The following is a 25,627-nucleotide window of genomic DNA, read 5'->3' on the forward strand; positions in this document are numbered from 1 at the left end:
CTGTACTCATGTCACTACCACGAGCCCTCGAAAAGCTCGACGGCCGCGTGATGCAGCCGCTCCCTCCTCACAAGCTCACCATCGGCATTTTTTCGAAATTTGGCGCAGTGAAAAAAGTGCCAGCTTGATTGTTGAGGCTCTTTATTCGAGTGTCAAGAAAATTTTGAGATGCCCTGACACACGTTGCAAACAGGCGGTTTCCAGGGTTTTTCCCGCTTTCGTTATGTGCGGTTGCGCAAGCGGGCTGTCTTGAAAAGTCGCATAATCGTCTCACATGGTGTTCTGCGGGTCGCTCGCCGCCGGTTGCGCGAGTGGGCGGCGGTCAGCCAGCTCCGGCAGGTTGTGCGATACTCGATCCGACTGCGGCGCAGCACGGCCGCAACGCATGATCTGGACTGGAGCCGGCCCCGCAATCGGCTCGTCGAATGGCGCACGCAGGCGGTAATTTTCGCCGTGCGGTAGCGAACGGGCTCACTGGCCGGCTGGCCGGGTTTTGACAGGATTGCGGGCCTGTCCTAGTTGTTTAGAATGGGTGTATGGCGATTATCCCGGACAAGCAGGACGGCACCGTACTGGAGCGGCAGGAGAAAAAGCTCAAGCCGCCATCCATGTACAAGGTGGTGCTGCTGAATGACGACTTCACGCCAATGGAATTTGTCGTGATGATCGTGCAGGAATATTTCAATAAAGATCGTGAAACCGCAACGCAGGTGATGTTGAAGGTGCATCGCGAGGGCAGGGGAGTTTGTGGGGTCTATACGCGGGACATCGCGTCGACCAAAGTCGAGCAAGTCGTTACCCACGCACGGCAGGCCGGGCATCCGCTGCAGTGTGTGATGGAGGAAGCATGATTGCCCAGGAACTGGAAGTCAGCCTGCACATGGCGTTCATGGAAGCACGCCAGGCGCGGCACGAGTTCATAACGGTCGAACATCTCTTACTGGCGCTGTTGGACAATCCGACAGCGGCAGAGGTGTTGCGTGCATGCGCGGCCAATATCGAGGATCTGCGCCAGAACCTGCGCAACTTCATTCATGACAACACGCCGACCGTGCCTGGCACGGACGACGTCGACACGCAGCCCACGCTGGGTTTCCAGCGTGTGATACAGCGCGCGATCATGCATGTGCAGTCCACCTCGAATGGCAAGAAGGAAGTGACCGGCGCGAACGTGCTGGTCGCGATCTTCGGCGAGAAGGACTCGCACGCGGTGTATTACCTGCAACAGCAGGGCGTGACGCGTCTGGACGTGGTCAATTTCATCTCGCACGGCATCGCCAAGACGAGCAGTTCGGACGCCGCGAAAGCGAGCGACGCGAATGCCGAGTCCGACGAAGCCGCCGCGCAGAAAGAAACGCCGCTCGCCCAGTTCACGCAGAACCTGAACCAGATGGCGAAAGACGGCCGTATCGATCCGCTGATCGGGCGCGAGTCGGAAGTCGAGCGCGTGGTGCAGGTGCTGTGCCGTCGCCGCAAGAATAATCCGCTGCTGGTGGGCGAGGCGGGCGTCGGCAAGACGGCGATCGCCGAAGGGCTCGCCTGGCGCATTACGCGCGGCGAAGTGCCGGATATTCTGGCCGACGCACAGGTGTATTCGCTCGACATGGGCGCGCTGCTCGCGGGCACCAAGTATCGCGGCGACTTCGAACAGCGTCTCAAGACGGTCCTGAAGGAACTGAAGGAACGTCCCCACGCGATTCTGTTCATCGACGAGATTCATACGCTGATCGGCGCGGGCGCCGCGTCGGGCGGCACGCTGGACGCGTCGAATCTGCTGAAGCCGGCGCTCTCGTCGGGCACGCTCAAGTGCATCGGCGCGACGACGTTCACGGAGTATCGCGGCATCTTCGAAAAGGACGCGGCATTGTCGCGCCGTTTCCAGAAGGTGGACGTGACGGAACCTTCGGTCGAACAAACCGTGGCGATTTTGCGCGGCCTGAAGTCGCGTTTCGAAGAGCATCACGGCGTGAAGTATTCGTCGGGCGCGCTGTCGGCGGCGGCTGAGTTGTCGGCACGCTTCATCACAGATCGTCATCTGCCGGACAAGGCCATCGACGTGATCGACGAAGCGGGCGCGGCGCAACGCATCCTGCCGAAGTCGAAGCAGAAGAAGACCATCGGCAAGAACGAGATCGAGGAAATCATCTCGAAGATCGCCCGCGTCCCGCCGCAAAGCGTGTCGCAGGACGACCGCAGCAAGCTGCAAACGCTGGATCGCGATTTGAAGAGCGTGGTGTTCGGGCAAGACCCGGCTATCGACGCGCTTTCCGCCGCGATCAAGATGGCGCGCGCGGGCCTGGGCAAGCTGGACAAGCCGATCGGCGCGTTCCTGTTCTCCGGTCCCACGGGCGTCGGCAAGACCGAAGTGGCGAAGCAGCTCGCGTTCACGCTCGGCATCGAGCTGATCCGCTTCGACATGTCGGAGTATATGGAGCGTCACGCGGTGAGCCGGTTGATCGGCGCGCCTCCGGGCTATGTCGGTTTCGACCAGGGCGGCCTCCTGACCGAGGCTGTCACCAAGAAGCCGCACTGCGTGCTGCTGCTCGACGAAATCGAGAAGGCGCATCCGGACATCTACAACGTGCTGCTGCAGGTGATGGACCACGGCACGCTGACGGATAACAACGGCCGCAAGGCGGATTTCCGCAACGTCATCATCATCATGACGACGAACGCGGGCGCCGAGGCAATGGGCAAGTCGGTGATCGGCTTCACGAACCGCCGCGAAACCGGCGATGAGATGGTCGACATCAAGCGCATGTTCACGCCGGAGTTCCGTAACCGTCTGGACGCGACCATCAGCTTCCGTGCGCTGGATGAAGAGATCATCATGCGTGTGGTCGACAAGTTCCTGATGCAACTGGAAGATCAGTTGCACGAGAAGAAGGTCGACGCGCTCTTCACCGACGCGCTGCGCAAGCATCTCGCCAAGCACGGTTTCGATCCGTTGATGGGCGCGCGGCCAATGCAGCGTCTGATCCAGGACACGATCCGTCGCGCGCTGGCCGACGAGCTGCTGTTCGGCAAGCTGATGAACGGCGGCCGCGTGTCGGTCGACGTCGATGCGGAAGACAAGGTGCAGTTGACCTTCGACGAGCATCCGGCGCCGCGCAATCCGAATCCGGAAGCGGTGGAAGTCGAGTAAGCGTTAGCGAGTAAGCGTACTGCCTACTCGCCAAACAAAAAACGGCGTGGACCTCAGGGTCCACGCCGTTTTTCTTTGTGCTCAGCAAATCTGGATCAATGCTTGCCGGTGCTGCCGAATCCACCCGCACCGCGCTCGCTTTGCTCGAACTCGTCGACGATATTGAACTGCGCCTGCACGACCGGCACGATCACGAGTTGCGCGAGACGCTCCATCGGATTCAGCACGAACGTTGTCTCGCCGCGGTTCCACGTCGAGATCATCAGTTCGCCTTGATAATCCGAATCGATCAGGCCGACCAGATTGCCGAGCACGATGCCGTGCTTATGACCGAGACCCGAGCGCGGCAGAATCAGCGCCGCATAGCCGGGATCGCCGACGTGAATCGCGAGCCCCGTCGGCACTAATGCGGTTTGACCCGGTTCGAGCGTCAACGGCTCTTTGAGGCACGCGCGCAAATCGAGGCCCGCGCTGCCGGTGGTCGCGTACGCGGGAAGCTGATCGCGCATGCGCGCATCGAGAATCTTCAAGTCGAGTTTCATGCAGGTTTTTCGAGAGTTTAAGGAGTTGAAGCCGGGCGCCCGAGTTCGAACGCGTCGGCAAGAAGTTCATAGGAACGCAGACGCGCGCGATAGCTGCCTGCGACGGTGAGCACGATCAGTTCGTCGGCCTGGAATTGTTCCTGCAATGCACGGAGCCGCTCGGTCACGACTTCGGGCGTGCCGACGATGCTGCGCGGTTTTTCGCGATCGATCACCAGTTGCTCGCGCTCGCCGTACTCCTGCGCGATGCCTTGTTCGACGGTCGGAATCGGCTCATTCAGGCCATAAGCCATTTGCACGCGACGCAGATCGACGGCCTTTTCCAGATCCGCTGCTTCCTGTTTCGTGTCGGCGCAAATCACGAAGACGGCGGCGGCCAGATACGGTTGCTGTGTTTCCTGACTCGCCTCAAAGCGCTCGCGATACGCGCGCGCAACCTGATGTCCGAAATGCGCGTTGATGAAATGCGCGAACGCGAAGCGGATGCCCAACTGCGCGGCGAGCAGGCCGCCGAATTCGCTGGAGCCGAGCATCCATAGTTGCGGGCGCGTCGGCACTTGCGGTTGCAACAGCACGCCTTGCGCGATGTGGTGGGCGGGCAGCGTGCCGTGCATCAGTCCCACCAGATCGGCCACTTGCTGCGAGAAGAATTCGCCGCGGTTGTAGTCGCCGGCAGCGACCGCCTGCGCGGTGCGCATGTCGCCGCCGGGCGCGCGTCCCACGCCGAGATCGATGCGGTTCGGGAACAGCGCCTCGAGCATCATGAATTGCTCGGCGACCTTGAACGGGCTGTAGTACGGCAGCATGATGCCGCCGGAGCCGAGCCGGATGCGTCGCGTGACGCTGCCAAGACGCGCCAGCATCACTTCGGGACATGGGTTCGACACGCCGCGCAAGCCGTGATGTTCGGCGCACCAGTAGCGCGTGTAGCCGAGGTCGTCGGCAAGTTGCGCGAGTTCGACAGTGGCGGCGATAGCGTCCGCCACCGAGTGCCCTGAGATGACGGGCGTTTGATCGAGCACGGAAAGTAGCGTCATGTCGGTGTGCTCCAGATGCTTCGGTTCGCTTCGCTTTGTGGTGTCTCGGCGGCGCGCGGCAAGTTCAGCGAATCAGGCTTGTGTCGGGCAGACGCTTCGCGATTTCCGCGATCAACGCGCGCGCGAGCGTCTGCTTGTCGGCGCGCGGCAGCCGGGTCACACCGGCGGCTTCGAACAGGATCACTTCGTTGTCGTCCATGCCGAACGTGAGCGGCCCGAGATTGCCGATTAGCAGCGGCACATTCTTGCGCACACGTTTCTCTTCGCCATGCACTTCGAGATCGCCGCTTTCCGCAGCGAAGCCGACGGCGAACGGCGGATGCGGCAGATTGGCCACCGCGGCCAGAATGTCCGGATTCTCGACGAACGAAAACGTGGGCAGCGCGCGGTCGGCGGCTTTCTTGATCTTGTGTTCGCTCGCGTGATCGACGCGCCAGTCGGCGACCGCGGCCACGCCGATGAAGATGTCCGCGTCCGCTACCGAACGCATCACCGCATCGTGCATCTGCTGGGCGGTCTGCACGTCCTCGCGGAACACGCCCCACGGTGTGTCGAGCGCGACCGGACCCGCGACGAGATGCACGTCGGCGCCGGCCTGCTGCGCGGCGCGCGCGAGCGCAAAACCCATCTTGCCGCTCGAGCGATTCGTGATGCCGCGAACCGGATCGAGCGGTTCGAACGTCGGGCCGGCTGTCAGCAGCACGCGTCGACCGGACAGAATCTTCGGCGAGAAAAACGATGCGATCGCTTCGTAAGTTGCCGCGGCTTCGAGCATGCGGCCGTCGCCGATTTCGCCGCACGCCTGCGGTCCCGAATCGGGGCCGAGCACTTCGACGCCGTCCGCGCGCAATTGCGCGACATTGCGCTGCGTCGCCGGGTTCCGCCACATCTGCCGGTTCATCGCGGGCACGACGAGCAACGGACAATCGCGCGCGACGCACAACGTGGCGAGCAGATCGTCGGCCATGCCGTGCGCGAGTTTCGCGAGGAAGTCAGTGGAGGCGGGCGCGATCACGATCGCGTCGGCTTCGCGCGACAGATCGATATGCGCCATGTTGTTCGCGATGCGCGCGTCCCACTGGCTCGTGTAGACGGGACGGCCTGAGAGCGCCTGCATCGTGACGGGCGTGATGAACCGCGTGGCCGCTTCGGTCATCACGATCTGGACGGTCGCGCCGGCCTTGGTCAGAAGACGCGTGAGTTCGGCGATCTTGTAGCAGGCAATGCCGCCCGTCATGCCGAGGACGAGGTGTTTTCCTGCGAGTTCTGCGGTTGCCAACGAAAGCCTCCGACAAAGCGTGGTGACCGAGCGCGGCGCGCTTGCACCGTTGCCGGCCTTCAAAGCGGATTTCTAACGCGCCGCCGTCGAAGCGCGAAAAACCACTTCCGGCGGCCCGCGCCTTGCAACGATCCGCCCGTTAGCGCGACCCGCGTACGCGCCGCAACTCGTCGATGACGAGCAGCACCGCGCCGACCGTGATCGCGCTGTCGGCGAGATTGAACGCCGGCCAGTGCCACGCGCGCACGTGGAAGTCCAGGAAGTCGATCACGTGGCCGTACGCGAGCCGGTCAATCACGTTGCCGAGCGCGCCGCCGAGAATCAGCGCCAGCGCCGTGCAGAACATTTTTTGCCCGCCGTGGCGCTTGAGCAGGTAGCAGATCACCAGCGCGGCGATCACGCCGAGCGCGGTGAAAGCCCAACGCTGCCAGCCGCCCGCCATCGCGAGAAAGCTGAAGGCGGCGCCGCGGTTGTACACGAGGATCAGGTTGAAGAACGACGTGACCTCATGCGCGACGCCGTAGGCAAACACCTTCTGCACCGCGATTTTCGTCAGCTGATCGAACAGGATCACGATCAGCGCGACGCCCAGCCAGGGCGCCAGCGAACTATTGCCGGCGGATGCTTTCGATGTGGATTTCGCCATGGTTCTCGCCATTATGCCGCGCTCCTCGCCTCGCCGGTGCCGAACAGATTGCTGATGCAGCGGCCGCACAGCGTGGGGTGTTCGGCGTTCGCGCCGACATCCGCGCGGTAGTGCCAGCAGCGCTCGCACTTCAGATACTTCGACGTGATCACTTCGACGCCTTCTTCCGCTTCGCTCGCGACCTTCACGACCGTTGCCGCCGATGTGATCAGCACGAACTTGAGGTCGTCGCCGAGGCTCGTCAGCGCGTCGTAACGCGCGCCACTCGCGCGGATTTCCACTTCCGCCTGCAACGACGAGCCGATCAGGTTAGCGACGCGCGCTTCTTCCAGCGCCTTCGTCACGTCGCCGCGCGCGGCGCGCAGCAGCGTCCATTTGTCGAGCAGCGCGCCCGCATCGGGCACGGCCGGGAACGCGTGATACGTCTCGGTGAAGATGGTTTCGCTGTTCGGCTGGAACACCTTCCACGCTTCTTCGGCGGTGAACGAGAGGAACGGCGCCATCAGACGCAGCAAACCTTGCGCGATGTGATACAGCGCGGTTTGAGCCGAGCGGCGCGCGACCGAATCAGCAGCCGTGGTGTAGAGGCGATCCTTCAGCACGTCCAGATAGAAACCGCCGAGGTCTTCCGAGCAGAACGTCTGCAGCTTGGCGACCACCGGGTGGAACTCGTACTTGTCGTAGTGCGAGAGGATATCGTTTTGCAGATTCGCCGACAGCGCCACCGCGTAACGGTCGATCTCGAGCCAGTCTTCCACCGGGCGCGCGTTCTTCTCGTAGTCGAAGTCCGACAGATTCGCGAGCAGGAAGCGCAGCGTGTTGCGGATACGGCGATAGCCTTCCGTCACGCGCTTGAGGATTTCCTCGGAGATCGCGAGCTCGCCGGAGTAATCGGTCGACGCGATCCACAAGCGGATGATTTCCGCGCCGAGGCGGTTCGCCACCTCATGCGGATCGATGCCGTTGCCAAGCGACTTGCTCATCTTGCGGCCTTCGCCGTCGACGGTAAAGCCGTGCGTCAGAAGCGCGTTATACGGCGGACGGCCGTCGAGCATGGAAGCCGTCAACAGCGACGAATGGAACCAGCCGCGATGCTGATCCGAGCCTTCCAGATACAGGTCGGCCGGGAATTGCAGTTCGTCCTTGTGCGAGCCGCGCAGCACGTGCCAATGCGTCGTGCCGGAATCGAACCACACGTCGAGCGTGTCGCGGTTCTTTTCGTACAGATTCGCGTCGTCGCCGAGCAGTTCGCGCGGATCGAGCGTTTGCCAAGCCTCGATGCCGGCCTGCTCGACGCGCTTCGCGACTTCCTCGAGCAACTCGAGCGTGCGCGGATGCAACTCGCCCGTTTCCTTGTGGACGAAGAACGCCATCGGCACGCCCCATTGGCGCTGACGCGACAGCGTCCAGTCGGGACGATTCGCGATCATGCTGAAGAGCCGCTGCTTGCCCCACGACGGATAAAACGCCGTGTTTTCGATGCCTTCGAGCGCGGTTTCGCGCAGCGTCTTGTCGCTGTCGTTCGGCTTCACGTCCATGCCGGCGAACCATTGCGACGTCGCGCGATAGATGATCGGCGTCTTGTGGCGCCAGCAGTGCATGTAGCTGTGCGTGTACTTTTCCGTGCGCAAAAGCGAACCGGCGCTTTGCAGCGCTTCGACGATCTGCGGATTCGCCGCCCAGATCGACAGGCCGCCGAAGAGCGCGAGCGATTCGATGTAACGGCCGTCGCCCATCACCGGATTGATGATGTCGGAATCGGCCATGCCGTGCGCCTTGCACGACACGAAGTCTTCCACGCCATACGCCGGCGACGAGTGCACGACGCCCGTGCCGGTTTCCGTCGTCACGTAGTCGCCGAGATAAACCGGCGACGTGCGCTTGTAGCTCGGATGTGCGGACGCGAGCGGATGGTTAAAGCGCAAGTTGACGAGCTTCGCTCCCGGCGTGGTCGCGATCACCGAGCCTTCCAGACCATACGCCTTCAGGCATGCTTCGACGCGTTCCTCGGCGAGAATCAACAGGCCGCGCGGCGTATCGACGAGCGCGTAGACGATTCCCGGATGCAGGTTCAACGCCTGGTTCGCGGGAATGGTCCACGGCGTCGTGGTCCAGATCACGATGCCGCCTTCGTTGCGCGGCAGCGCGTTCAGGCCGAACGCCTGCGCGGTCTTCTCCGGCTCGGCGAAGGCGAACAGCACGTCGATGGTCGGATCGGTCTTGTCCTTGTACTCGACTTCCGCCTCAGCGAGCGCCGAGCCGCAGTCGAAACACCAGTTGACCGGCTTCAGCCCGCGGAACACGTAGCCTTTTTCCAGGATCTTCGCGAGCGCGCGGATTTCGCCGGCTTCATTCGTGAAGTTCATGGTCTTGTAGGGGTTGTCCCACTCACCGAGCACGCCCAGACGCCGGAAGCCGAGCTTCTGCTTCTCGATCTGCTCGGTCGCGTACGCGCGCGCTTTCTGCATGACTTCCGCGGCGGGCAGCGACTTGCCGAACTGTTTTTCGATCTGGATTTCGATCGGCATGCCGTGGCAGTCCCAGCCCGGCACGTAGACCGCGTCGAAGCCCGCCATGTTGCGCGCCTTGACGATCATGTCCTTGAGGATCTTGTTCACCGCGTGGCCGAGGTGGATGTCGCCGTTCGCGTACGGCGGGCCGTCGTGCAGGATGAACTTCTTGCGACCCTTGCTGGCTGCGCGGATCTTCTCGTAGACCTTGCGCTCCTGCCATTCCTTGACCCATTGCGGCTCGCGCTTGGGCAAGTCGCCGCGCATCGGGAACGGCGTGTCGAGCAGGTTCACGGGGTAGCGTGATTGCGGTTTCGAATCGGCTTTCTTGTTGCTCATGATGTGGTCGCGGTGAATTCTTTATAAGCGCAGCGGGGCGCGGGTTGCGCACGGTGCGCGAGAGGGTTGGGCGCGGCGGCAGGCATGTCGCGCAATGCGCGGATGTCCTTCGATACGCGCAGCGGCGGTCCATGCGGCAGGTGAACGCGCGCAGGGACCGCGGCGGCTATCTAATTCGATCGGTGGCCGACGTGGCGAAACCGGTTGAGCGGCTGCCCGGCGTGCCCGCGCCGACGGCCGCGAACCACGCGCGCGCGTTGGCGACGTCGCGTGCAATCGCGGCGGTGAGCGTTTCGAGGTCGACGTACTTTTCCTCGTCGCGCAGCTTCTTCAGGAATTCGACGCGCACGAGCTTGCCGTAAGCGTCGCCGTGCCAGTCGAGCAGGTGCACTTCGAGCAGCACGCGGCCGGAATCGTCGACGGTGGGACGCAGGCCCAGACTCGCGACGCCAGGCAGCGGTTCGTCGGTCACGCCATGCACGCGCACGACGAAAATGCCCGCGAGCGCCGGACGCTTGTGCGCGATCGGCAGATTGAGCGTGGGAAAGCCGAGATCGCGGCCGAGCTTCATGCCGTGCACGACGTGGCCGCTGATCAGATAGTCGCGGCCGAGCGCGGCGCGCGCCGCGTCGAGATCGCCGGCCACCAATGCCGCGCGCACGCCCGAGCTGGAGATGCGCGCACCGGACGGATCGGCGACCGTGGCCATTTGCTCGACTTCGAAACCGTAATGCTGCCCTGCCGCCTTCAGCGACGTGAAGTCGCCCGCGCGCTTCGCGCCATAGCGGAAGTCGTCGCCGATCATCACCCAGCGCGCGTGCAGCCCATTCACGATGATCCGTTCGACGAACGCGTCCGGCGACTGGCTCGCGAACGTGTGATTGAAGTGCTCGACGACCACGCGGTCCACGCCATTGGTGCGCAGCGCTTCGAGCTTGTCGCGCAGCATCGCGATGCGCGGCGGCGCGCCGGCCGGGTTGAAGAATTCGCGCGGGTGCGGCTCGAAGGTCATCACGCAGACGGGCAGGCCGCGCGCGTCGGCCGCTGCGCGCACGTGCGCGAGCAAAGCCTGATGGCCGCGGTGGACACCGTCGAAGTTGCCGATGGTCAGTGCGCACGGCGCACGGCTTTCAGCGTTGGGAAGACCGCGGAAGACTCTCACGATAGCGCGTCGGGGTAGGGCGGGCGGGGTGCCGCAAAACAAACGATTATAAACGCTCGGCGCAACGGACGGCGGCGCCTCGCGGTTTGGGTGTCCCCGAATGATAAAATCCGCGCATGAAAAAACTCGTCATCCTGATTTCAGGGCGGGGAAGCAACATGGAAGCCATTGTCCGCGCGTGTGCGGACGAAGGGTGGGCCGCGCAGGTGGCCGCTGTGATTGCCAACCGTCCTGACGCCGCAGGCCTTGCGTTCGCGGCGTCGCACGGCATTGCGACGGCGGTGGTCGATCACCGCCAGTTTCCCGACCGCGAGCGCTTCGATGCGGCGCTGGCCGAACAAATCGATAGTTTCTCGCCGGATCTCGTCGCGCTCGCCGGCTTTATGCGCGTGCTGACGGACGGTTTCGTCGACCGTTATGCGGGGCGCATGCTGAACGTGCACCCGTCGCTGCTGCCGAGCTTTCCTGGACTCAAGACACATCAGCAGGCGCTCGACGCCGGCGTGCGACTGCACGGCGCGTCGGTGCATTTCGTGACGTCGCAGCTCGATCACGGGCCGATCGTCGTGCAGTCGGCGGTGCCCGTCGTGGCCGGCGACACGCCCGCGACGCTCGCCGAGCGCGTGCTCGCGACCGAACACATCATTTATCCACGCGCGGTGCGCTGGTTCGTCGAAGGGCGTCTTGCTCTTGACGGCCTGCGTGTCACGCTTACGCCGCCGGAGCCGCAATGGCTCTTTGCCGGTCACACCGCCGGAGAGGGCGCATGAGATTGCATGGTTTTTTGATTGGACAAACTGAGACTTTGCTGGCTGAAGTCCTAAGACTGAACGGTCCCGCCGACGCCACCACGAGCCGCTTTTTCCGCGCGCATCCGAAGTTGGGGCATGGCGAGCGCGGCGTGATCGCCGAGGCGGTTTTCGCAGTACTGCGCCGGCGCATGGAATTCGCGCATCTGGCCGAAAGCGGCGCCGGCAGCCCGGCGCGCCGCATGGCTTTGCTCGGTCTGATGCAGACGGCGGGCCGCTCGGCGCTCAAGCCGTTCGTGTCGGACTCGGAATCCAGGTGGCTGGAACACGTCGCGATGATCGACCCGGAAAGCCTGCCGCTGCGGATTCGCCTGAATCTGCCGGACTGGATCTATCAGGCGCTGGCCAAGCGTTTTGAAGCCGCGGAACTCGCGCAACTGGCCGCCGCGCTCAACTACCCGGCGCCTCTGGACCTGCGCGCGAACCCGATCAAGGCGAGCCGCGACGACGTGCTGAACGCGCTGTCGAAGGCCGGCATTGAAGCCGGCGCCACGCCGTTCGCGCCGTTCGGCGTGCGGGTGGTCGGCAAGCCGCCGCTCACCAAGCTCGACGCGTTCCAGCAAGGCTGGCTCGAAGTCCAGGACGAGGGCAGCCAGTTGCTGTGCTCGCTCGTCGCGCCCAAGCGCGGCGAAATGATCGTCGACTTCTGCGCGGGCGCGGGCGGCAAGACGCTCGCGCTCGGCGCGGCGATGCGCTCGACTGGGCGTCTCTACGCATTCGACATCTCCGAGCGGCGTCTCGCCAAGCTCAAGCCGCGGCTTGCGCGCAGCGGCTTGTCGAACGTGAATCCGGTGCTGATCGACAGCGAGCACGACGCCAAGATCAAGCGGCTCGCCGGCAAGATCGACCGCGTGCTGGTGGATGCGCCGTGCAGCGGCTTGGGCACACTGCGCCGCAATCCCGATCTGAAGTGGCGTCAGTCGCCGGAATCGGTCGCGGAGCTTGCGCCCAAGCAGGCGTCGATTCTCGCGAGCGCGGCGCGGCTCGTGAAGAAGGGCGGGCGTCTCGTGTACGCGACGTGCTCGATCCTCGAAGCGGAAAACGAAGCGGTCGTGCAGCAGTTCCTCGCGGATCACCCGGACTTCGCGCTCGTCCCGGCGCGTGAAGTGCTGGCCGAGCAGCGCATCGACCTTGAAATGGGCGATTACCTGTCGCTCTGGCCGCATCGCCACGCGACCGACGGCTTCTTCGCCGCCGTGCTCGAACGTCAGAGCTGAGGCCCGACGGGCTGTCCGCCGGCTCGCCGATCGGTTGTTCGATCGAGGCGAGCCGGTCATTCCCGCAACACCATGCAAAACCGACTCTTTTCGCACCTTTTCGGCGATCTCACGCGCGACTTCGGCCAGCCGGTCATGCTGTGGCAAATCGGCTTGCTGCTTACGACGCTCGCGCTCGCGTGGCTGCTCGCGCGCGTGCTGCGCCGGGCGCTCGATTTGCGCCGGCAGACGCGCTACCAGACGCTGCGCTTCGGCGCCGAAAGCCTGAACCGCGCGTTTTTCCCGCTGATCGGCGCGGTGCTGGTGTGGCTCGCGCGCGCGATCGCGGGCCAGTTCATCCACACTGCGCTGCTCGATCTCGCGTTGGTGCCGCTTTTCGGCATCGGCTTGATTTACATCGTGTTTTTCTTCGCGCGACGCGTCTTTAGCCACGACGGCGAGACGCATCCGTGGCTTTTCGTCGTCGAAAAAATCGTCTCGCTGGTCGTCTGGGTCGCCATGGTGCTGACCGTGATGGGCATTCAGGACGACGTGATCGAGTGGATGGCGAGCGTTCACTTTCGCATCGCCAATGCGCATATGACGCTGCTTTCGCTCGTCACCGGCCTGCTGTGGGTGGGCGTGACGATGATCGTCGCGATGTGGCTCGGCTCGGCGTTCGAAGACCGGCTGATGCGCGCCACCACGCTCGACGCCAATCTGAAAGTGGTGGTGGCGCGCGTCGGCCGTGCGGCTTTCGTGCTGGCGGCCGTGCTGATCAGCCTGTCGCTCGTGGGCATCGACATCACCGTGCTCGGCGTGTTCGGCGGCGCGCTCGGCGTGGGGCTCGGTTTCGGGCTGCAGAAGATCGCGAGCAACTATGTGTCGGGCTTCATCATCCTGATCGACCGGTCGTTGCGGATCGGCGACACGATCAACGTGAGCGGCCTGCAAGGCATGGTCACGCAGATCCGCACGCGTTACACGGTCGTGCGTGGCCTCGACGGCATCGAGACGCTGATTCCAAACGAGAAGCTGATCACCGACGTCGTGCAGAACCAGTCGTCGTATCTGACGCGCGGCTATGCGAAGGCGGCGGTGCAGATCGCCTACACGGCCGACGTCGAACAGGCGATGGCGCTGCTCGCGCAAGCCGCCGCCGGCGTGCCGCGCGTCCTCGCGGACCCGGCGCCCACGCCTTACCTGACGAGTTTCGGCGCTGACGGCATCAACCTCGAACTGGGTTTCTGGATCGCCGACGCCGCAACCGGCACCTCGGCCGTGCGCTCGGCGGTCAATCGCAACATCTGGCAGCTTTTCTCCGCGCACGGCATTTCGATTCCTTTCGCGCAACGCGAAGTGCGGATCGTCGGCAACGTCGGACACATTGCAAATGTCTCCGGTGTCGCACCGCAGCCGGTAACTATGACCGCGCCTGCCGCCAATCAGGCAGACAACGCGCTCTGACGGGCACTTCTGGGTCTGCGGTGAGTCAAAATGGGCTCATTGCAGACTATCGCTCGTTGATGCCGCACAAAAAATCCCTATTTGTTACAAACACTTGGAACGCTTCCAGTAGAATGTCGTCCAATCCCGCTGTATGCTTTCACTTTCTTGACACGCGCAGTCCGCGGGTGTCTCGTGTCTCTCGTTCCACAGGTAAATTGCCTTGTTGAATTCCTTGCTCGATTTCCTTGCCCACGGCCTGCTGCGCTTCTCCTGGTGGCAACTTGTGCTGTACACCCTCGCGGTCACGCACGTCACGATCATCGGCGTGACGGTTTATCTGCACCGCTGCCAGGCGCACCGCGCGCTCGAATTGCACCCTGTCGTCAGTCATTTTTTCCGGTTCTGGCTGTGGATGACCACGGGCATGCTGACCGGTCAATGGGCGGCTATCCACCGTAAACACCACGCGAAGTGCGAGACCGAAGAAGATCCGCACAGCCCGCAAACGCGCGGCATCTGGAAGGTGCTGCTCGAAGGCGCGGAACTGTATCGCACCGAAGCGAAAAACGAAGAAACGATGCGCAAGTTCAGTCACGGCACGCCGAACGACTGGATGGAGCGCAACGTCTACACGAAGTACCCGATTCTCGGCGTGAGCCTGATGATGGTGCTGAACGTCGCGCTGTTCGGCGTCGTCGGCCTGACCATCTGGGCTGTGCAAATGGTGTGGATCCCGTTCTGGGCGGCCGGCGTCGTCAACGGTCTCGCGCACTTCTGGGGCTACCGCAACTTCAACTCGTCGGACGCCAGCACGAACATTTTCCCGTGGGGCATCATCATCGGCGGTGAGGAGCTGCATAACAACCACCACACGTATGCGACGTCGGCCAAGCTGTCGAACAAGTGGTATGAGTTCGACATCGGCTGGATGTATATCCGCATCATGTCGGCCTTCCGTCTTGCGAAGGTGAAGAAGATCGCGCCCACGCCGCGTCTGACCACCGGCAAGCTGGTGCTCGACCAGGACACGTTGCAGGCCGTGCTGGCAAACCGTTACGAAGTGATGGCGCGTTACGGCAAGGCGCTCAAGCGTGCGTATCGTCAGGAGCTCGCGCATCTGAAGGAAGTCGGCGCACGCGAGAAGTATCAGCTCATGCGCGGCGCGCGCAACTGGTTCCATAAGGAAGAAGCGGGGCTCGACGAGCCGCAGAAACGTCTGCTGCCGCAAATCTTCGCGAACAGCCAGAAACTGAAGACGTACATCGACATGCGCAACGAACTCGCGGCAATGTGGGAGCGCTCGAACGCGTCGCGCGACCAGTTGCTGGTTCAGTTGCAGGACTGGTGTCATCGCGCTGAGGCGAGCGGCATCAAAGCGCTGCAGGATTTTGCAATGCGACTGCGCCGTTATGCTTGATCGCGAAATCCATTAAAATTTCGTTACGTCACAAAACCCCGCGTTGGCGGGGTTTTGCTTTTTGGGCCGCGGAAAATGCAGCATGACGCAGTGCGCAGGCCGCGGCGGCAGAGCGAGGGCAGAGGAGATCATGGATCAGCAGGCGATCAGGACCGTCGAATACGACCGGCCGCAGGCGCAGGGCACGTCCTGCGGGATCGGACAGGCGTGGGCGAAGGTGCCCGACATGCCGTCGGCAGAACAAAAAGTGGCGCTGAAGGAGCGCATCCGTGCATTGCTCAAGCGCGAGAAAGCAGTGCTCGTGGCCCACTATTATGTCGATGCCGAATTGCAGGAGCTTGCCGACGAAACCGGCGGCTGCGTCGCCGATTCGCTGGAAATGGCGCGCTTCGGGCGTGACCATGAGGCGCAAACGCTGGTGGTGGCCGGCGTGCGTTTCATGGGCGAGACCGCGAAGATTCTGAGCCCCGACAAGCGCATTCTGATGCCGGACCTCGACGCTACCTGCTCGCTCGATCTCGGCTGCCCGGTGGATGAATTCTCGGCTTTCTGCGACGCCCACCCGGATCGCACGGTCGTGGTCTATGCGAACACCAGTGCCGCGGTGAAGGCTCGCGCCGACTGGATGGTGACTTCATCGATCGGACTGGAGATCGTTGCCGACCTGCACGCGCGCGGCGAAAAAATCATCTGGGCGCCGGACCGGCACCTGGGCGGTTATATCCAGAACAAGACCGGCGCGGACATGCTCATGTGGCAGGGCTCGTGTCTCGTGCACGACGAATTCAAGGGCATCGAACTGGATTTGCTGCGCGCCGAATATCCCGGCGCGAAAGTGCTCGTGCATCCCGAGTCGCCGGCCAACGTCGTGGCGCTTGCCGATGTCGTCGGTTCCACGACTCAGTTGATCGACGCCGCGCAGAAGCTCGATGCGACGCATTTCATCGTCGCGACGGACCTCGGCATCCTGCACAAGATGCAACTCGCTGCGCCCGGCAAGACGCTGATTGCCGCGCCCACGGCCGGCAACAGCGCGACCTGCAAGAGCTGCGCGCACTGTCCGTGGATGGCCATGAACGGCCTCGCGAATCTGGCCGACGTGCTCGAGCGCGGCCACAACGAGATTTTCGTCGACCGTGCTATTGGCGAACGGGCTCGTCTGCCGATCGACCGCATGCTGGACTTCGCCGCGCGTCACAAGAAGCGCGTGCAGGCGAGCGGCGATCTGGCGCGCGACGCGCAGTTGTATTCGAACGTAGGAGCCGCCTGATGAACGCGGTAGCGCAAAGTTCGGTAGAGGCCGGTTCCGCCGCGTATAGCCAGGCGGAAGCCGTGTCGCCGCTCTTCGCCGAGATCCGCGCGCAGTACGGCGCCGCGTTCGACGCCGCGCTGGCACGCAACGTCGCGGACGCGCTCGCGGAAGACATCGGCACTGGCGATCAGACTGGCCGCCTCGTTCCCGCCGACGAAGTGCGCGACGCGCGCGTCATCGTCCGCGAGGATGCGGTGTTGTGCGGCGTGCCCTGGTTCAACGCCGTCTTGCGCCAGGTCGATCCGCGGATCGAGGCGCAGTGGCGTTATCGCGAAGGCGACCGCATGACGGCGGACACGCCGGTGTGCGAACTGCGCGGGCCGGTGCGCGCGCTGCTTACCGCCGAGCGCAACGCGCTCAACTTTCTGCAGTTGCTGTCCGGCGTGGCGAGCGCGACGCGCCGGTACGTCGACGCAATCGCGCATACGCGCACGCGCATTCTCGACACGCGCAAGACTTTGCCAGGCTTGCGGCTCGCGCAAAAGTACGCGGTGCGTGTGGGCGGCGGCGCGAATCAACGGCTCGCGTTGTACGACGGCATCCTGATCAAGGAAAACCACATTGCCGCCGCCGGCGGAGTGGGCGCGGCCATGAACGCAGCGCTTGCGCTCAACGCGGGCGTCCCGATTCAGATCGAGGTCGAAACGCTCGAACAGTTGGAAACGGCATTGGCGCATCGCGCGCAGTCCATTCTGCTCGACAACTTTTCCTTCGATGCAATGCGCGACGCGGTGCGCATCACCGCCGGGCGCGCGGTGCTGGAAGTGTCCGGCGGCGTCAACTTCGAGACGGTGCGGACGATTGCGGAGACAGGCGTCGACCGCGTGTCGATCGGCGCCCTGACGAAAGACGTGCGAGCGACCGATTACTCGCTGCGAATCGTCTGACGCGGTTTCCAGAAATTAGGCTTCGTGAGACATGAAACGCCATCGCCGGCATGAAAGCCGGCGATGGCGTTTCCGTTTGCATCACACGTTGCGGTTGCGCACGTATTCCGGCGAGAGCACGGTCGGCAGCGCTTTGGGCAAAGTCGCCGGCCAGTCGCGGCTGAAATGCAGGCCGCGGCTTTCGCGCCGCGAGCGCGCGCCGTCGACGATTAGCGAAGCCACGTCCACCAGATTGCGCAACTCCAGCAGGTCGCGGCTCACCTTGAAGTTTGCGTAATACTCGTGAATCTCGTCGCGCAAGAGGGCGAGCCGGTGGCGCGCTCGCGCAAGCCGTTTGTCCGTGCGCACAATGCCCACGTAATTCCACATGAGCCGGCGAAGCTCGTCCCAATTGTGGGCGACCACCACTTCTTCGTCCGGATCGGACACGCGGCTTTCGTCCCAGTCCGGCAACGGCGCATGAACCGCGCCGCTAAAGCCTTCTTCTTCGATGGCGCGCGCAGCCGAGCGGCCGATCACCAGACACTCGAGCAGCGAATTGCTGGCCAGACGGTTTGCGCCGTGCAGCCCCGTGCAAGAGGTCTCGCCGACTGCATAGAGGCCCGCGAGATCGGTGCGGCCCGCCAGATCGGTGACGACGCCGCCGCACGTATAGTGCGCCGCCGGCACGACCGGAATGGGTTCCTTCGTGATGTCGATGCCGAATTCCAGGCAGCGCGCGAGGATCGTCGGAAAATGCTCGTGCAGGAAATCGGCCGGCTGATGGCTGATGTCCAGATACACACAATCGATGCCGCGCTTCTTGATCTCGAAGTCGATCGCGCGCGCGACGATGTCGCGCGGCGCGAGTTCGGCGCGCTCGTCGTGGTTCGGCATGAAACGCGTGCCGTCCGGCAGCTTCAGCACGCCGCCTTCGCCGCGCACGGCTTCCGAAATCAGAAACGACTTGGCGTACGGATGGAACAGGCAGGTCGGATGGAACTGAATGAACTCCATGTTCGAGACGCGGCAGCCCGCGCGCCATGCCATCGCGATGCCGTCGCCCGTCGCCGTGTCCGGATTCGTGGTGTACAGGTAGACCTTGCCGGCGCCGCCGGTGGCGAGCACCGTGTGCGGCGCCTCGATGGTGACGGTGCGGCCGGTTTGCACATCGAGCGCATAGAGGCCATGACAACGGCGTCCCGGCAATCCCAGCCGGTCGGAGGTGATCAGGTCGATCGCGCAGTGATCTTCGAGCAACGTGATGTTCGGATGCCGCCGCACACGCTCGCTGAGCGTGGTGACAACCGCATGGCCCGTGGCGTCGGCCGCATGAATAATCCGCCGGTGGCTATGGCCGCCCTCGCGAGTCAGGTGGAAGCCGAGCTCGGCCGCGTCGTCTTTCGTGAACGGCACGCCCTGGTCAATCAGCCATTCAATCGCGGCACGCCCGTGTTCGACGATGAACCGCGTCGCCGCTTCGTCGCACAGGCCGCCGCCGGCAATCAGCGTGTCGCGCACGTGATTGTCGATGCTGTCCGCGGAATCCAGCACGGCGGCGATGCCGCCTTGCGCCCAATCACTCGCGCCTTCAGTCATCGACCGCTTGGCGATCACCGCAACCCGCCGCGTTTCTGCGAGATTGAGCGCGACGCTCAGCCCCGCGAGACCGCTACCGACAATCGCCACATCGAATTCCATTGCTTGCATCTCCGTCTTTTCGTTTTGCTGTGCAAACGCGTCAATCACGCGCTGCTAAAACGAGAAAGGATACGCGCCGCGACGGTTGAGGGAAAGCTAGCCGGACGGCATAAGACTTCACGACCGCGCACATCAAGGTCAAACGACGGTTTTGACGACCCAAAAACAAAAAAGCCCCGCACGAATGCGAGGCTTTTTGCACATGTCTTTGCCTTCGTCAAAAGGCAGGAGCCAAGACTTACTTGATCTTGGTTTCCTTGTAGTCAACGTGCTTACGGACGACCGGATCAAACTTCTTGATCAGCATCTTTTCCGGCATGTTGCGTTTGTTCTTCGTAGTCGTGTAGAAGTGACCCGTGCCTGCGGTCGATTCCAGCTTGATCTTGTCGCGTGCGCCTTTCGCCATGATTTACTCCTTAGGCTTCACCGCGTGCGCGCAGATCTGCGAGCACAGCGTCGATACCGTTCTTGTCGATCAGGCGCAGGCCGGCGTTCGAAATACGCAGACGCACCCAACGGTTTTCGCTTTCCACCCAAATACGGCGGCTTTGCAGGTTCGGCAGGAACCGGCGCTTGGTTTTGTTGTTCGCGTGGGAAACGTTGTTGCCGCTCATCGGCGCTTTCCCAGTTACTTGGCATACGCGTGCCATGAGAGCACTCCTAATACGCTAATTCTGAGTTCGAACGCCGTGAAAGTTTCCCGAAAAGAGTCGCGCTGAAATCAGGCACGTATCCTTTCCGGAACGCCTTGGTGGCTTCGGAACAGGGGGTTGGAAATAGGCAAACCGGAATTCTAGCAGGAAAAAAGCCGCAAAATCAAACCTTATTTGCGGTGGCGAGACACGGCGCGGCGCCTTTTCGCGTCCCGTTCACGCTTTTTTCATGTCGCCTAAAGAGCGCCGAAAGACCCGTCAAGGTGCCGGTCGCACTGCGTCACGGCCACCCGGCGCGGGCGAACGAGTATACGCTGTCCGCGCCGATCACGAGATGATCGACGAGTTGCACGTCGATCAGCGCCAGCGCTTCACGCAGTGTGCGCGTCAGACTGCAGTCGCTGGCGCTCGGCTGCACCGCGCCCGACGGATGATTGTGCGCGACGATCAGGCTCGCCGCATTGAGCGCCAGCGCCCGCCGCACGATCTCGCGCGGATACACCGCCATGCGCGTGAGCGTGCCGCGCGCGCTTTCCTCGCTGCGAATCAGCCGATGCCGCGCGTCCAGGAACAGCGACACGAACACTTCCTGCGGACGGCCGCCGATCAGAAGCCGCAGGTAATCTTCCACGGCCTCGGGCGAATTCATCAGCGAACGCCGGCGCATCTTGTCGACCAGCGAACGGCGCGCCATTTCCATGATCGCGAGCAACTGCGCTTTTTTCGCGGGCCCGATGCCGCGCAGGCCGTCGAAATCCGCGTAAGTCGCATCGAGCATGGCCCGCAGCGAGCCGAAGCGGTCGAGCAGTTCGCGCGCCACGCTGAACACGTCGTGGCCGGGCAGGCCCGAGCCGAGCACGAGCACGATCATCTCCGTGTCCGACAGCACGGCGGGGCCCTGATCGATGAGCCGTTCGCGCGGCATATCGTGTTTGGGCCATTTGCGCCCGCGGCGCGGATTGGGCGCATCGGCAGGGCGGGCGACGGGCGGCGAACGAGCGAAATCCAACATTGGATCGCCGATTGTGGACGCATAATCAGACATATAGAGACAATTCCTCCGCTTAGGGTTGAAGCTTCGTGCGTGCGATGGACGCAAGCCGAGGCCAGCCATGTGGCTTACAATAGACGCTTTGCGCACGGCACGCCGACGGTGTGCCGCACGCGTCGGCTGCGCCCGCGGCGCACGCGTGAGAGCGCGCTTCGACTGAGCGAGCACTGCATGAGCATCATCGACATTTCCGAAGTGAAGCCCGGTTCACACGTGACGCTTCACTACCGGCTTTCCCTTGCCGATGGCGCCGAAGTCATCAATACCTTCAACGACAAGCCCGCCACGCTGCTGCTCGGCGCCGGTCAGCTCGCGCCGCCGCTGGAAGACATTTTGCTGGGTTTGAAGGTCGGGCACCATTCGACCTTTCGGCTAGATCCTGGCGTCGCCTTCGGTCCGCGCAATCCCGAGTTGATCCAGCGCGTGTCGCTGGCCACGCTGCGCGAAAACAGCATGATCGGTGAGGATTTTTCTCCGGGCGACCTGGTCGAATTCAACGCGCCGGGTGGCGGCCGCTACGCCGGCGTTCTGAAAGAAGTGAGCGAAACGTCGGCCCTGTTCGATTTCAACCACCCGCTTGCCGGCCAGGCGCTGGCGTTCGAAGTGAAAATCATCGGGATTTTGTAAACATGACCATCGCGGATACGACCCTTGCCGAAACCGAGATCCTGCTGGCGCAGCCGCGCGGGTTCTGTGCCGGCGTCGATCGGGCTATCGAGATCGTCGAACGCGCGATCAAGCTGCACGGCTCGCCGATTTACGTGCGTCACGAAATCGTCCATAACGCCTACGTCGTCGAAGATCTGCGCAAGAAGGGCGCGATTTTCATTGAGCGGCTCGAAGAAGTGCCGCCCGGCAACACGGTTATCTTCAGCGCGCACGGCGTGTCGAAAGCGGTGCGCAGCGAAGCCGAATCGCGCGGGCTGCGCGTGTACGACGCGACCTGTCCGCTCGTGACCAAGGTGCACATCGAGGTCGCGAAGATGCGCCAGGACGGCTTCGACATCGTGATGATCGGCCACAAGGGCCATCCGGAAGTGGAAGGCACGATGGGCCAGGCGGGCGAGGGCATGCATCTCGTCGAAGACATCGAGGACGTGCAGGCGCTGCAACTGGCCGACCCGGAGCGGATCGCGTTCGTCACGCAAACCACGCTGTCGGTCGACGACGCCGCCGAAATCATCGGCGCGCTAAAGGCGAAATACCCGTCCATCCGCGAGCCGAAGAAGCAGGACATCTGCTACGCGACGCAGAACCGCCAGGACGCCGTCAAGTTCATGGCGCCGCAGTGCGACGTGGTGATCGTGGTCGGCAGCCCGAACAGTTCGAACTCGAACCGGCTGCGCGAACTGGCTGAAAAGCTCGGCGTGCCGGCCTATATGGTCGATTCGCCGGATCAGATCGATCCGACATGGGTCGAGGGCAAGCGCCGCATCGGCGTGACTGCCGGCGCTTCGGCGCCGGAAGTGCTGGCGCAGGCGGTCATCGCCCGATTGCGGGAGTTGGGTGTGCGCAATGTTCGCGCGCTCGACGGCATCGAGGAAAACATCGCGTTTCCGCTGCCGCGTGGCTTGGGTCTGCCGGCCTGACGGTTCGCAGCCACCATAGACCATAAGAAAGCGCGCCTTCGGGCGCGTTTTTTTTCATCCTGACGCCGCGAAGGCCATTCAAGAAACGGTGCCACATCACTGCGAAATGCGGTTTCCCACACCGACGCAGGCAATCTTTTTTGAAATTCGATCTGGCATTAAATCCCTTTTCGGATGATGCGTCCCCGATTATTTGCGACCTATCCGCCCTGTCGCAATTTTGGCGCACTAAAATGGTGCTCGCCAAAGGCGGCTCAACAAAACCCACCATTTGACGTAAACCACGCTGTAGCGGGCCGCAGCGCCGTTCGGCCGCAACACTTGATGCCATGCGTTCCCAAGCCGGTGCAACTGATGCACGAAAAACAGTCGCAACCGGGTTGCGCCTTTTGCGCGAAAGCGGTCTCAAAATACGGTTGCAATGCAGGAAAACCCTGCCGGTTCAACAATATTGCCCGTCGCAAAATTGGAGTTACAATGCGCGCGTTCTCAAGGCCTTAGCGCCTTCAGACGATGGAATTTGCAAGGGCGGGAGACCTATTTAATGCGAGTCAAGTTTGCTTACGCCGTGTCCATCGCGGCCGCGGTTGCGATGTTGACCGCGTGCGGCAAAAAACAGGATGGCGAGGCGGGAGCAGGTGCGTCGGCGGCAGCAGCATCCGCGGCGCCGGCAAGCGAAGCAATCGTCGTGAAAATCGGCCATGCGGCTCCGTTGACGGGCGGCATTGCACATCTTGGTAAAGACAACGAAAACGGCGCGCGTCTCGCGGTCGAGGAAATCAACGCGCAAGGCCTGACGATCGACGGCCACAAGATCGACTTGCAACTCGACGCGCAGGACGACGCCGCCGATCCCAAAACGGGAACGGCCGTCGCGCAAAAGCTGGTGGACGATCACGTGGTGGCCGTCGTCGGGCATCTGAATTCGGGCGTGTCGATTCCGGCTTCCAAGGTCTATAGCGACGCGAGCATCGTGCAGATCTCGCCGTCGTCGACGAACCCGGCTTACACGCAGCAGGGTTTCAAGACGACCTACCGCGTCGTCGCCACCGACGCGCAGCAGGGTCCCGCGCTCGCCAATTACGCGACGAACGCGCTGGGCGCGAAACGCATCGCCGTCGTGGACGATGCGACCGCCTACGGCAAGGGACTCGCGGACGAATTCGCGAAGACCGCCGAGGCGAACGGAGCGAAAGTCGTCACGCGCGAAGCGACGAACGACCGGGCCACGGACTTCCGGGCCATCCTCACGAAGATCAAGAGTGTTCATCCGGACGCCATCATGTTCGGCGGCATGGACGCAACGGGCGGGCCGTTTGCCAAACAGGCGGCGGCGCTCGGTATCAGGGCAAAAATCCTTGGCGGCGACGGCGTGTGTACCGACAAGGTAGGTGAGCTGGCGGGAACCGCCGTGCAAAACCTCGTCTGTTCGGAAGCGGGACTCGCGCTTTCGAAAATGGACAGGGGAGCGGACTTCGAGAAGAAGTACGTCGACCGCTTCCACACGCCGGTGCAGATTTACGCACCGTTCACGTACGACGCTGTGTACGTGATTGTCGATGCAATGAAGCGCGCTAATTCGATCGAGGCGCCCAAGGTGCTGGCTGCGATGCCGTCCACCGATTACCACGGGGTAATCGGCCGCATCGCGTTCGACGACAAGGGTGATTTGAAAGAGGGCGCCATTACGCTTTACGACTTCAAGGACGGCAAGAAAGCGGTTCTCGACGTCGTGAAGATGTAATGACGGGACGTTCAGCCTGACGGCACCGAACCACCCGACGGTGCCGTTTTTGCATCCGCTGAAGGCTAGCCTGCGACTGTGACCCAGTCGTGAAGGTGAATCGGCGGCGGATAAACCCTTACCGGTCTTTTACATCAGTACCCGCAGTGCCGTTGAGATTGCGTGACGCATCACCGCCCACCGGCTGATGAAGAGCGCGAATCCAGCCGCACGGGCTAAGGAGCATTAAATGGATATCTTCATCCAGCAGGTCCTCAACGGGCTGGTGCTTGGCAGCGTTTATGCCATCATCGCACTGGGCTATACGATGGTTTACGGCATTCTGGGCATCATCAACTTCGCTCACGGCGATGTGTTGATGGTCGGCGCGATGGTTGCGCTGTCAGCCATAGGCGTGCTGCAGAACCACTTCCCCGGCTTGGGCAATGTGCCGACGTTATGCATCGCGCTGGCGATCGCCGCCGTGGTCTGCGCGGTCGTCGGCTACACAATCGAGCGCGTGGCATACCGGCCGCTGCGCAAGGCGCCGCGTCTCGCGCCGCTGATCACGGCGATCGGCGTGTCGATCCTGCTGCAGACGCTCGCCATGATGATCTGGTCGCGCAATCCACTGCCGTTCCCGCAGCTTCTGCCCACCGATCCGCTGAACGTGATCAAGGCCACCGATACGACGCCCGGCGCCGTGATCTCGATGACTGAAATCGTGATCATCGTCGTCGCGTTCCTCGTGATGGCGGGCCTGCTGCTCCTCGTGCACAAGACCAAGCTCGGCCGCGCAATGCGCGCAATTGCCGAGAACCCCGGCGTCGCCTCGCTGATGGGCGTGAACCCGAACTTCGTGATCTCGGCCACCTTCATGATCGGCTCGGCGCTCGCCGCACTCGCCGGCGTGATGATCGCCTCCGAATACGGCAACGCGCACTTCTACATGGGCTTCATCCCAGGCCTGAAGGCGTTCACCGCGGCGGTGCTCGGCGGCATCGGCAATCTCGGCGGCGCGATGGTCGGCGGCGTGATTCTGGGGCTCATCGAACAGTTGGGCGCGGGTTATATCGGCAACCTGACAGGTGGTGTGTTCGGCAGTAACTATCAGGACGTGTTTGCGTTCATCGTGCTGATCATCGTGCTGGTGTTCCGTCCGTCGGGTCTGCTCGGCGAACGCGTTGCGGATCGCGCTTGA

At 62.9% G+C, this 25,627-nt stretch carries 22 protein-coding genes; 12 read left to right on the plus strand and 10 right to left on the minus strand.

Annotated elements, in window-relative coordinates; genetic code table 11:
* Positions 1–536 precede the first annotated feature (536 nt).
* Together clpS and clpA are read left to right on the plus strand one after the other, a co-directional pair.
* Positions 537–851: an ATP-dependent Clp protease adapter ClpS gene (gene clpS, locus BGRAMDRAFT_RS17325; protein WP_006050100.1), complete on the plus strand. Its 315-nt coding sequence runs from the start codon at positions 537–539 to the stop codon at positions 849–851.
* On the plus strand, positions 848–3,145 hold the full coding sequence (gene clpA, locus BGRAMDRAFT_RS17330; protein WP_006050101.1) for an ATP-dependent Clp protease ATP-binding subunit ClpA: 2,298 nt from the start codon (positions 848–850) through the stop codon (positions 3,143–3,145). Before clpS ends, clpA begins: the two co-directional genes overlap by 4 nt.
* 95 nt (positions 3,146–3,240) lie before the next feature.
* Here clpA and dut read toward each other — a convergent pair whose 3' ends face one another.
* The 6 genes from dut to BGRAMDRAFT_RS17360 all read right to left on the minus strand — a co-directional run bounded on the left by dut (position 3,241) and on the right by BGRAMDRAFT_RS17360 (position 10,660).
* A complete protein-coding gene (gene dut, locus BGRAMDRAFT_RS17335) occupies positions 3,241–3,687 on the minus strand; it encodes a dUTP diphosphatase (RefSeq protein ID WP_006050102.1) in 447 nt (148 codons plus the stop codon).
* 17 nt (positions 3,688–3,704) lie between these two features.
* A complete protein-coding gene (locus BGRAMDRAFT_RS17340; RefSeq protein ID WP_006050103.1) occupies positions 3,705–4,724 on the minus strand; it encodes an LLM class flavin-dependent oxidoreductase in 1,020 nt (339 codons plus the stop codon).
* 64 nt (positions 4,725–4,788) lie between these two features.
* Positions 4,789–6,003 carry a bifunctional phosphopantothenoylcysteine decarboxylase/phosphopantothenate--cysteine ligase CoaBC gene (coaBC, locus tag BGRAMDRAFT_RS17345; protein WP_006050105.1) on the minus strand — a complete coding sequence of 405 codons (1,215 nt, stop codon included), beginning with the start codon at positions 6,001–6,003 and terminating at the stop codon, positions 4,789–4,791.
* Between the two features lie 139 nt (positions 6,004–6,142).
* Positions 6,143–6,649 carry a signal peptidase II gene (gene lspA, locus BGRAMDRAFT_RS17350; RefSeq protein ID WP_035569887.1) on the minus strand — a complete coding sequence of 169 codons (507 nt, stop codon included), beginning with the start codon at positions 6,647–6,649 and terminating at the stop codon, positions 6,143–6,145.
* Positions 6,650–6,660: 11 nt separating this feature from the next.
* Positions 6,661–9,498, minus strand: a complete 2,838-nt coding sequence (ileS, locus tag BGRAMDRAFT_RS17355) for an isoleucine--tRNA ligase (RefSeq protein ID WP_006050107.1) — start codon at positions 9,496–9,498, stop codon at positions 6,661–6,663.
* Positions 9,499–9,664: 166 nt separating this feature from the next.
* Positions 9,665–10,660: a bifunctional riboflavin kinase/FAD synthetase gene (locus BGRAMDRAFT_RS17360; protein WP_006050108.1), complete on the minus strand. Its 996-nt coding sequence runs from the start codon at positions 10,658–10,660 to the stop codon at positions 9,665–9,667.
* 116 nt (positions 10,661–10,776) lie between these two features.
* Here BGRAMDRAFT_RS17360 and purN point away from each other — a divergent pair, with 116 nt between their 5' ends.
* From purN to nadC, 6 genes are all read left to right on the plus strand, one after another.
* A complete protein-coding gene (gene purN, locus BGRAMDRAFT_RS17365; RefSeq protein ID WP_006050109.1) occupies positions 10,777–11,430 on the plus strand; it encodes a phosphoribosylglycinamide formyltransferase in 654 nt (217 codons plus the stop codon).
* Complete coding sequence (locus BGRAMDRAFT_RS17370; protein WP_006050110.1) at positions 11,427–12,686, plus strand: RsmB/NOP family class I SAM-dependent RNA methyltransferase; 1,260 nt, start codon at positions 11,427–11,429, stop codon at positions 12,684–12,686. The genes purN and BGRAMDRAFT_RS17370 overlap by 4 nt, the downstream gene beginning before the upstream one ends.
* Positions 12,687–12,758: 72 nt before the next feature.
* A complete protein-coding gene (locus BGRAMDRAFT_RS17375) occupies positions 12,759–14,132 on the plus strand; it encodes a mechanosensitive ion channel family protein (protein WP_006050111.1) in 1,374 nt (457 codons plus the stop codon).
* 202 nt (positions 14,133–14,334) lie between these two features.
* Positions 14,335–15,531, plus strand: coding sequence for a DesA family fatty acid desaturase (locus tag BGRAMDRAFT_RS17380; RefSeq protein WP_006050112.1), 1,197 nt, complete (start codon positions 14,335–14,337; stop codon positions 15,529–15,531).
* Between the two features lie 130 nt (positions 15,532–15,661).
* Positions 15,662–16,801: a quinolinate synthase NadA gene (gene nadA / locus BGRAMDRAFT_RS17385; protein ID WP_006050113.1), complete on the plus strand. Its 1,140-nt coding sequence runs from the start codon at positions 15,662–15,664 to the stop codon at positions 16,799–16,801.
* Positions 16,801–17,730, plus strand: coding sequence for a carboxylating nicotinate-nucleotide diphosphorylase (gene nadC / locus BGRAMDRAFT_RS17390; RefSeq protein ID WP_006050114.1), 930 nt, complete (start codon positions 16,801–16,803; stop codon positions 17,728–17,730). The genes nadA and nadC overlap by 1 nt, the downstream gene beginning before the upstream one ends.
* A gap of 81 nt (positions 17,731–17,811) precedes the next feature.
* On the opposite strand, the gene nadB is transcribed toward nadC, so the two are convergent.
* The 4 genes from nadB to radC form a co-directional block, all read right to left on the minus strand.
* The gene (nadB, locus tag BGRAMDRAFT_RS17395) at positions 17,812–19,410 is read right to left on the minus strand and encodes an L-aspartate oxidase (RefSeq protein ID WP_006050115.1); all 1,599 of its coding nucleotides are present in this window, start codon (positions 19,408–19,410) and stop codon (positions 17,812–17,814) included.
* A gap of 238 nt (positions 19,411–19,648) precedes the next feature.
* Positions 19,649–19,816 carry a 50S ribosomal protein L33 gene (rpmG, locus tag BGRAMDRAFT_RS17400; protein ID WP_006050116.1) on the minus strand — a complete coding sequence of 56 codons (168 nt, stop codon included), beginning with the start codon at positions 19,814–19,816 and terminating at the stop codon, positions 19,649–19,651.
* Positions 19,817–19,826: 10 nt separating this feature from the next.
* Positions 19,827–20,060, minus strand: a complete 234-nt coding sequence (rpmB, locus tag BGRAMDRAFT_RS17405; protein WP_006050117.1) for a 50S ribosomal protein L28 — start codon at positions 20,058–20,060, stop codon at positions 19,827–19,829.
* Positions 20,061–20,343: 283 nt separating this feature from the next.
* The gene (gene radC, locus BGRAMDRAFT_RS17410) at positions 20,344–21,108 is read right to left on the minus strand and encodes a RadC family protein (RefSeq protein ID WP_006050118.1); all 765 of its coding nucleotides are present in this window, start codon (positions 21,106–21,108) and stop codon (positions 20,344–20,346) included.
* Positions 21,109–21,285: 177 nt separating this feature from the next.
* Between radC and BGRAMDRAFT_RS17415 the strand changes: the two genes are divergently transcribed.
* The 4 genes from BGRAMDRAFT_RS17415 (at position 21,286) to BGRAMDRAFT_RS17430 (ending at position 25,627) form a co-directional block, all read left to right on the plus strand.
* Positions 21,286–21,741 (plus strand): FKBP-type peptidyl-prolyl cis-trans isomerase, encoded by a 456-nt coding sequence (locus BGRAMDRAFT_RS17415; RefSeq protein WP_006050119.1) that lies wholly within the window; start codon positions 21,286–21,288, stop codon positions 21,739–21,741.
* 2 nt (positions 21,742–21,743) lie between these two features.
* Complete coding sequence (ispH, locus tag BGRAMDRAFT_RS17420) at positions 21,744–22,703, plus strand: 4-hydroxy-3-methylbut-2-enyl diphosphate reductase (RefSeq protein ID WP_006050120.1); 960 nt, start codon at positions 21,744–21,746, stop codon at positions 22,701–22,703.
* A 544-nt stretch (positions 22,704–23,247) separates the two neighbouring features.
* Positions 23,248–24,447 carry a branched-chain amino acid ABC transporter substrate-binding protein gene (locus BGRAMDRAFT_RS17425; RefSeq protein ID WP_006050121.1) on the plus strand — a complete coding sequence of 400 codons (1,200 nt, stop codon included), beginning with the start codon at positions 23,248–23,250 and terminating at the stop codon, positions 24,445–24,447.
* Between the two features lie 229 nt (positions 24,448–24,676).
* Entirely contained in the window at positions 24,677–25,627 is a 951-nt protein-coding gene (locus BGRAMDRAFT_RS17430; RefSeq protein WP_006050122.1) for a branched-chain amino acid ABC transporter permease, read from the plus strand.

This window comes from Paraburkholderia graminis C4D1M, assembly GCF_000172415.1.
Classification (GTDB): domain Bacteria; phylum Pseudomonadota; class Gammaproteobacteria; order Burkholderiales; family Burkholderiaceae; genus Paraburkholderia; species Paraburkholderia graminis.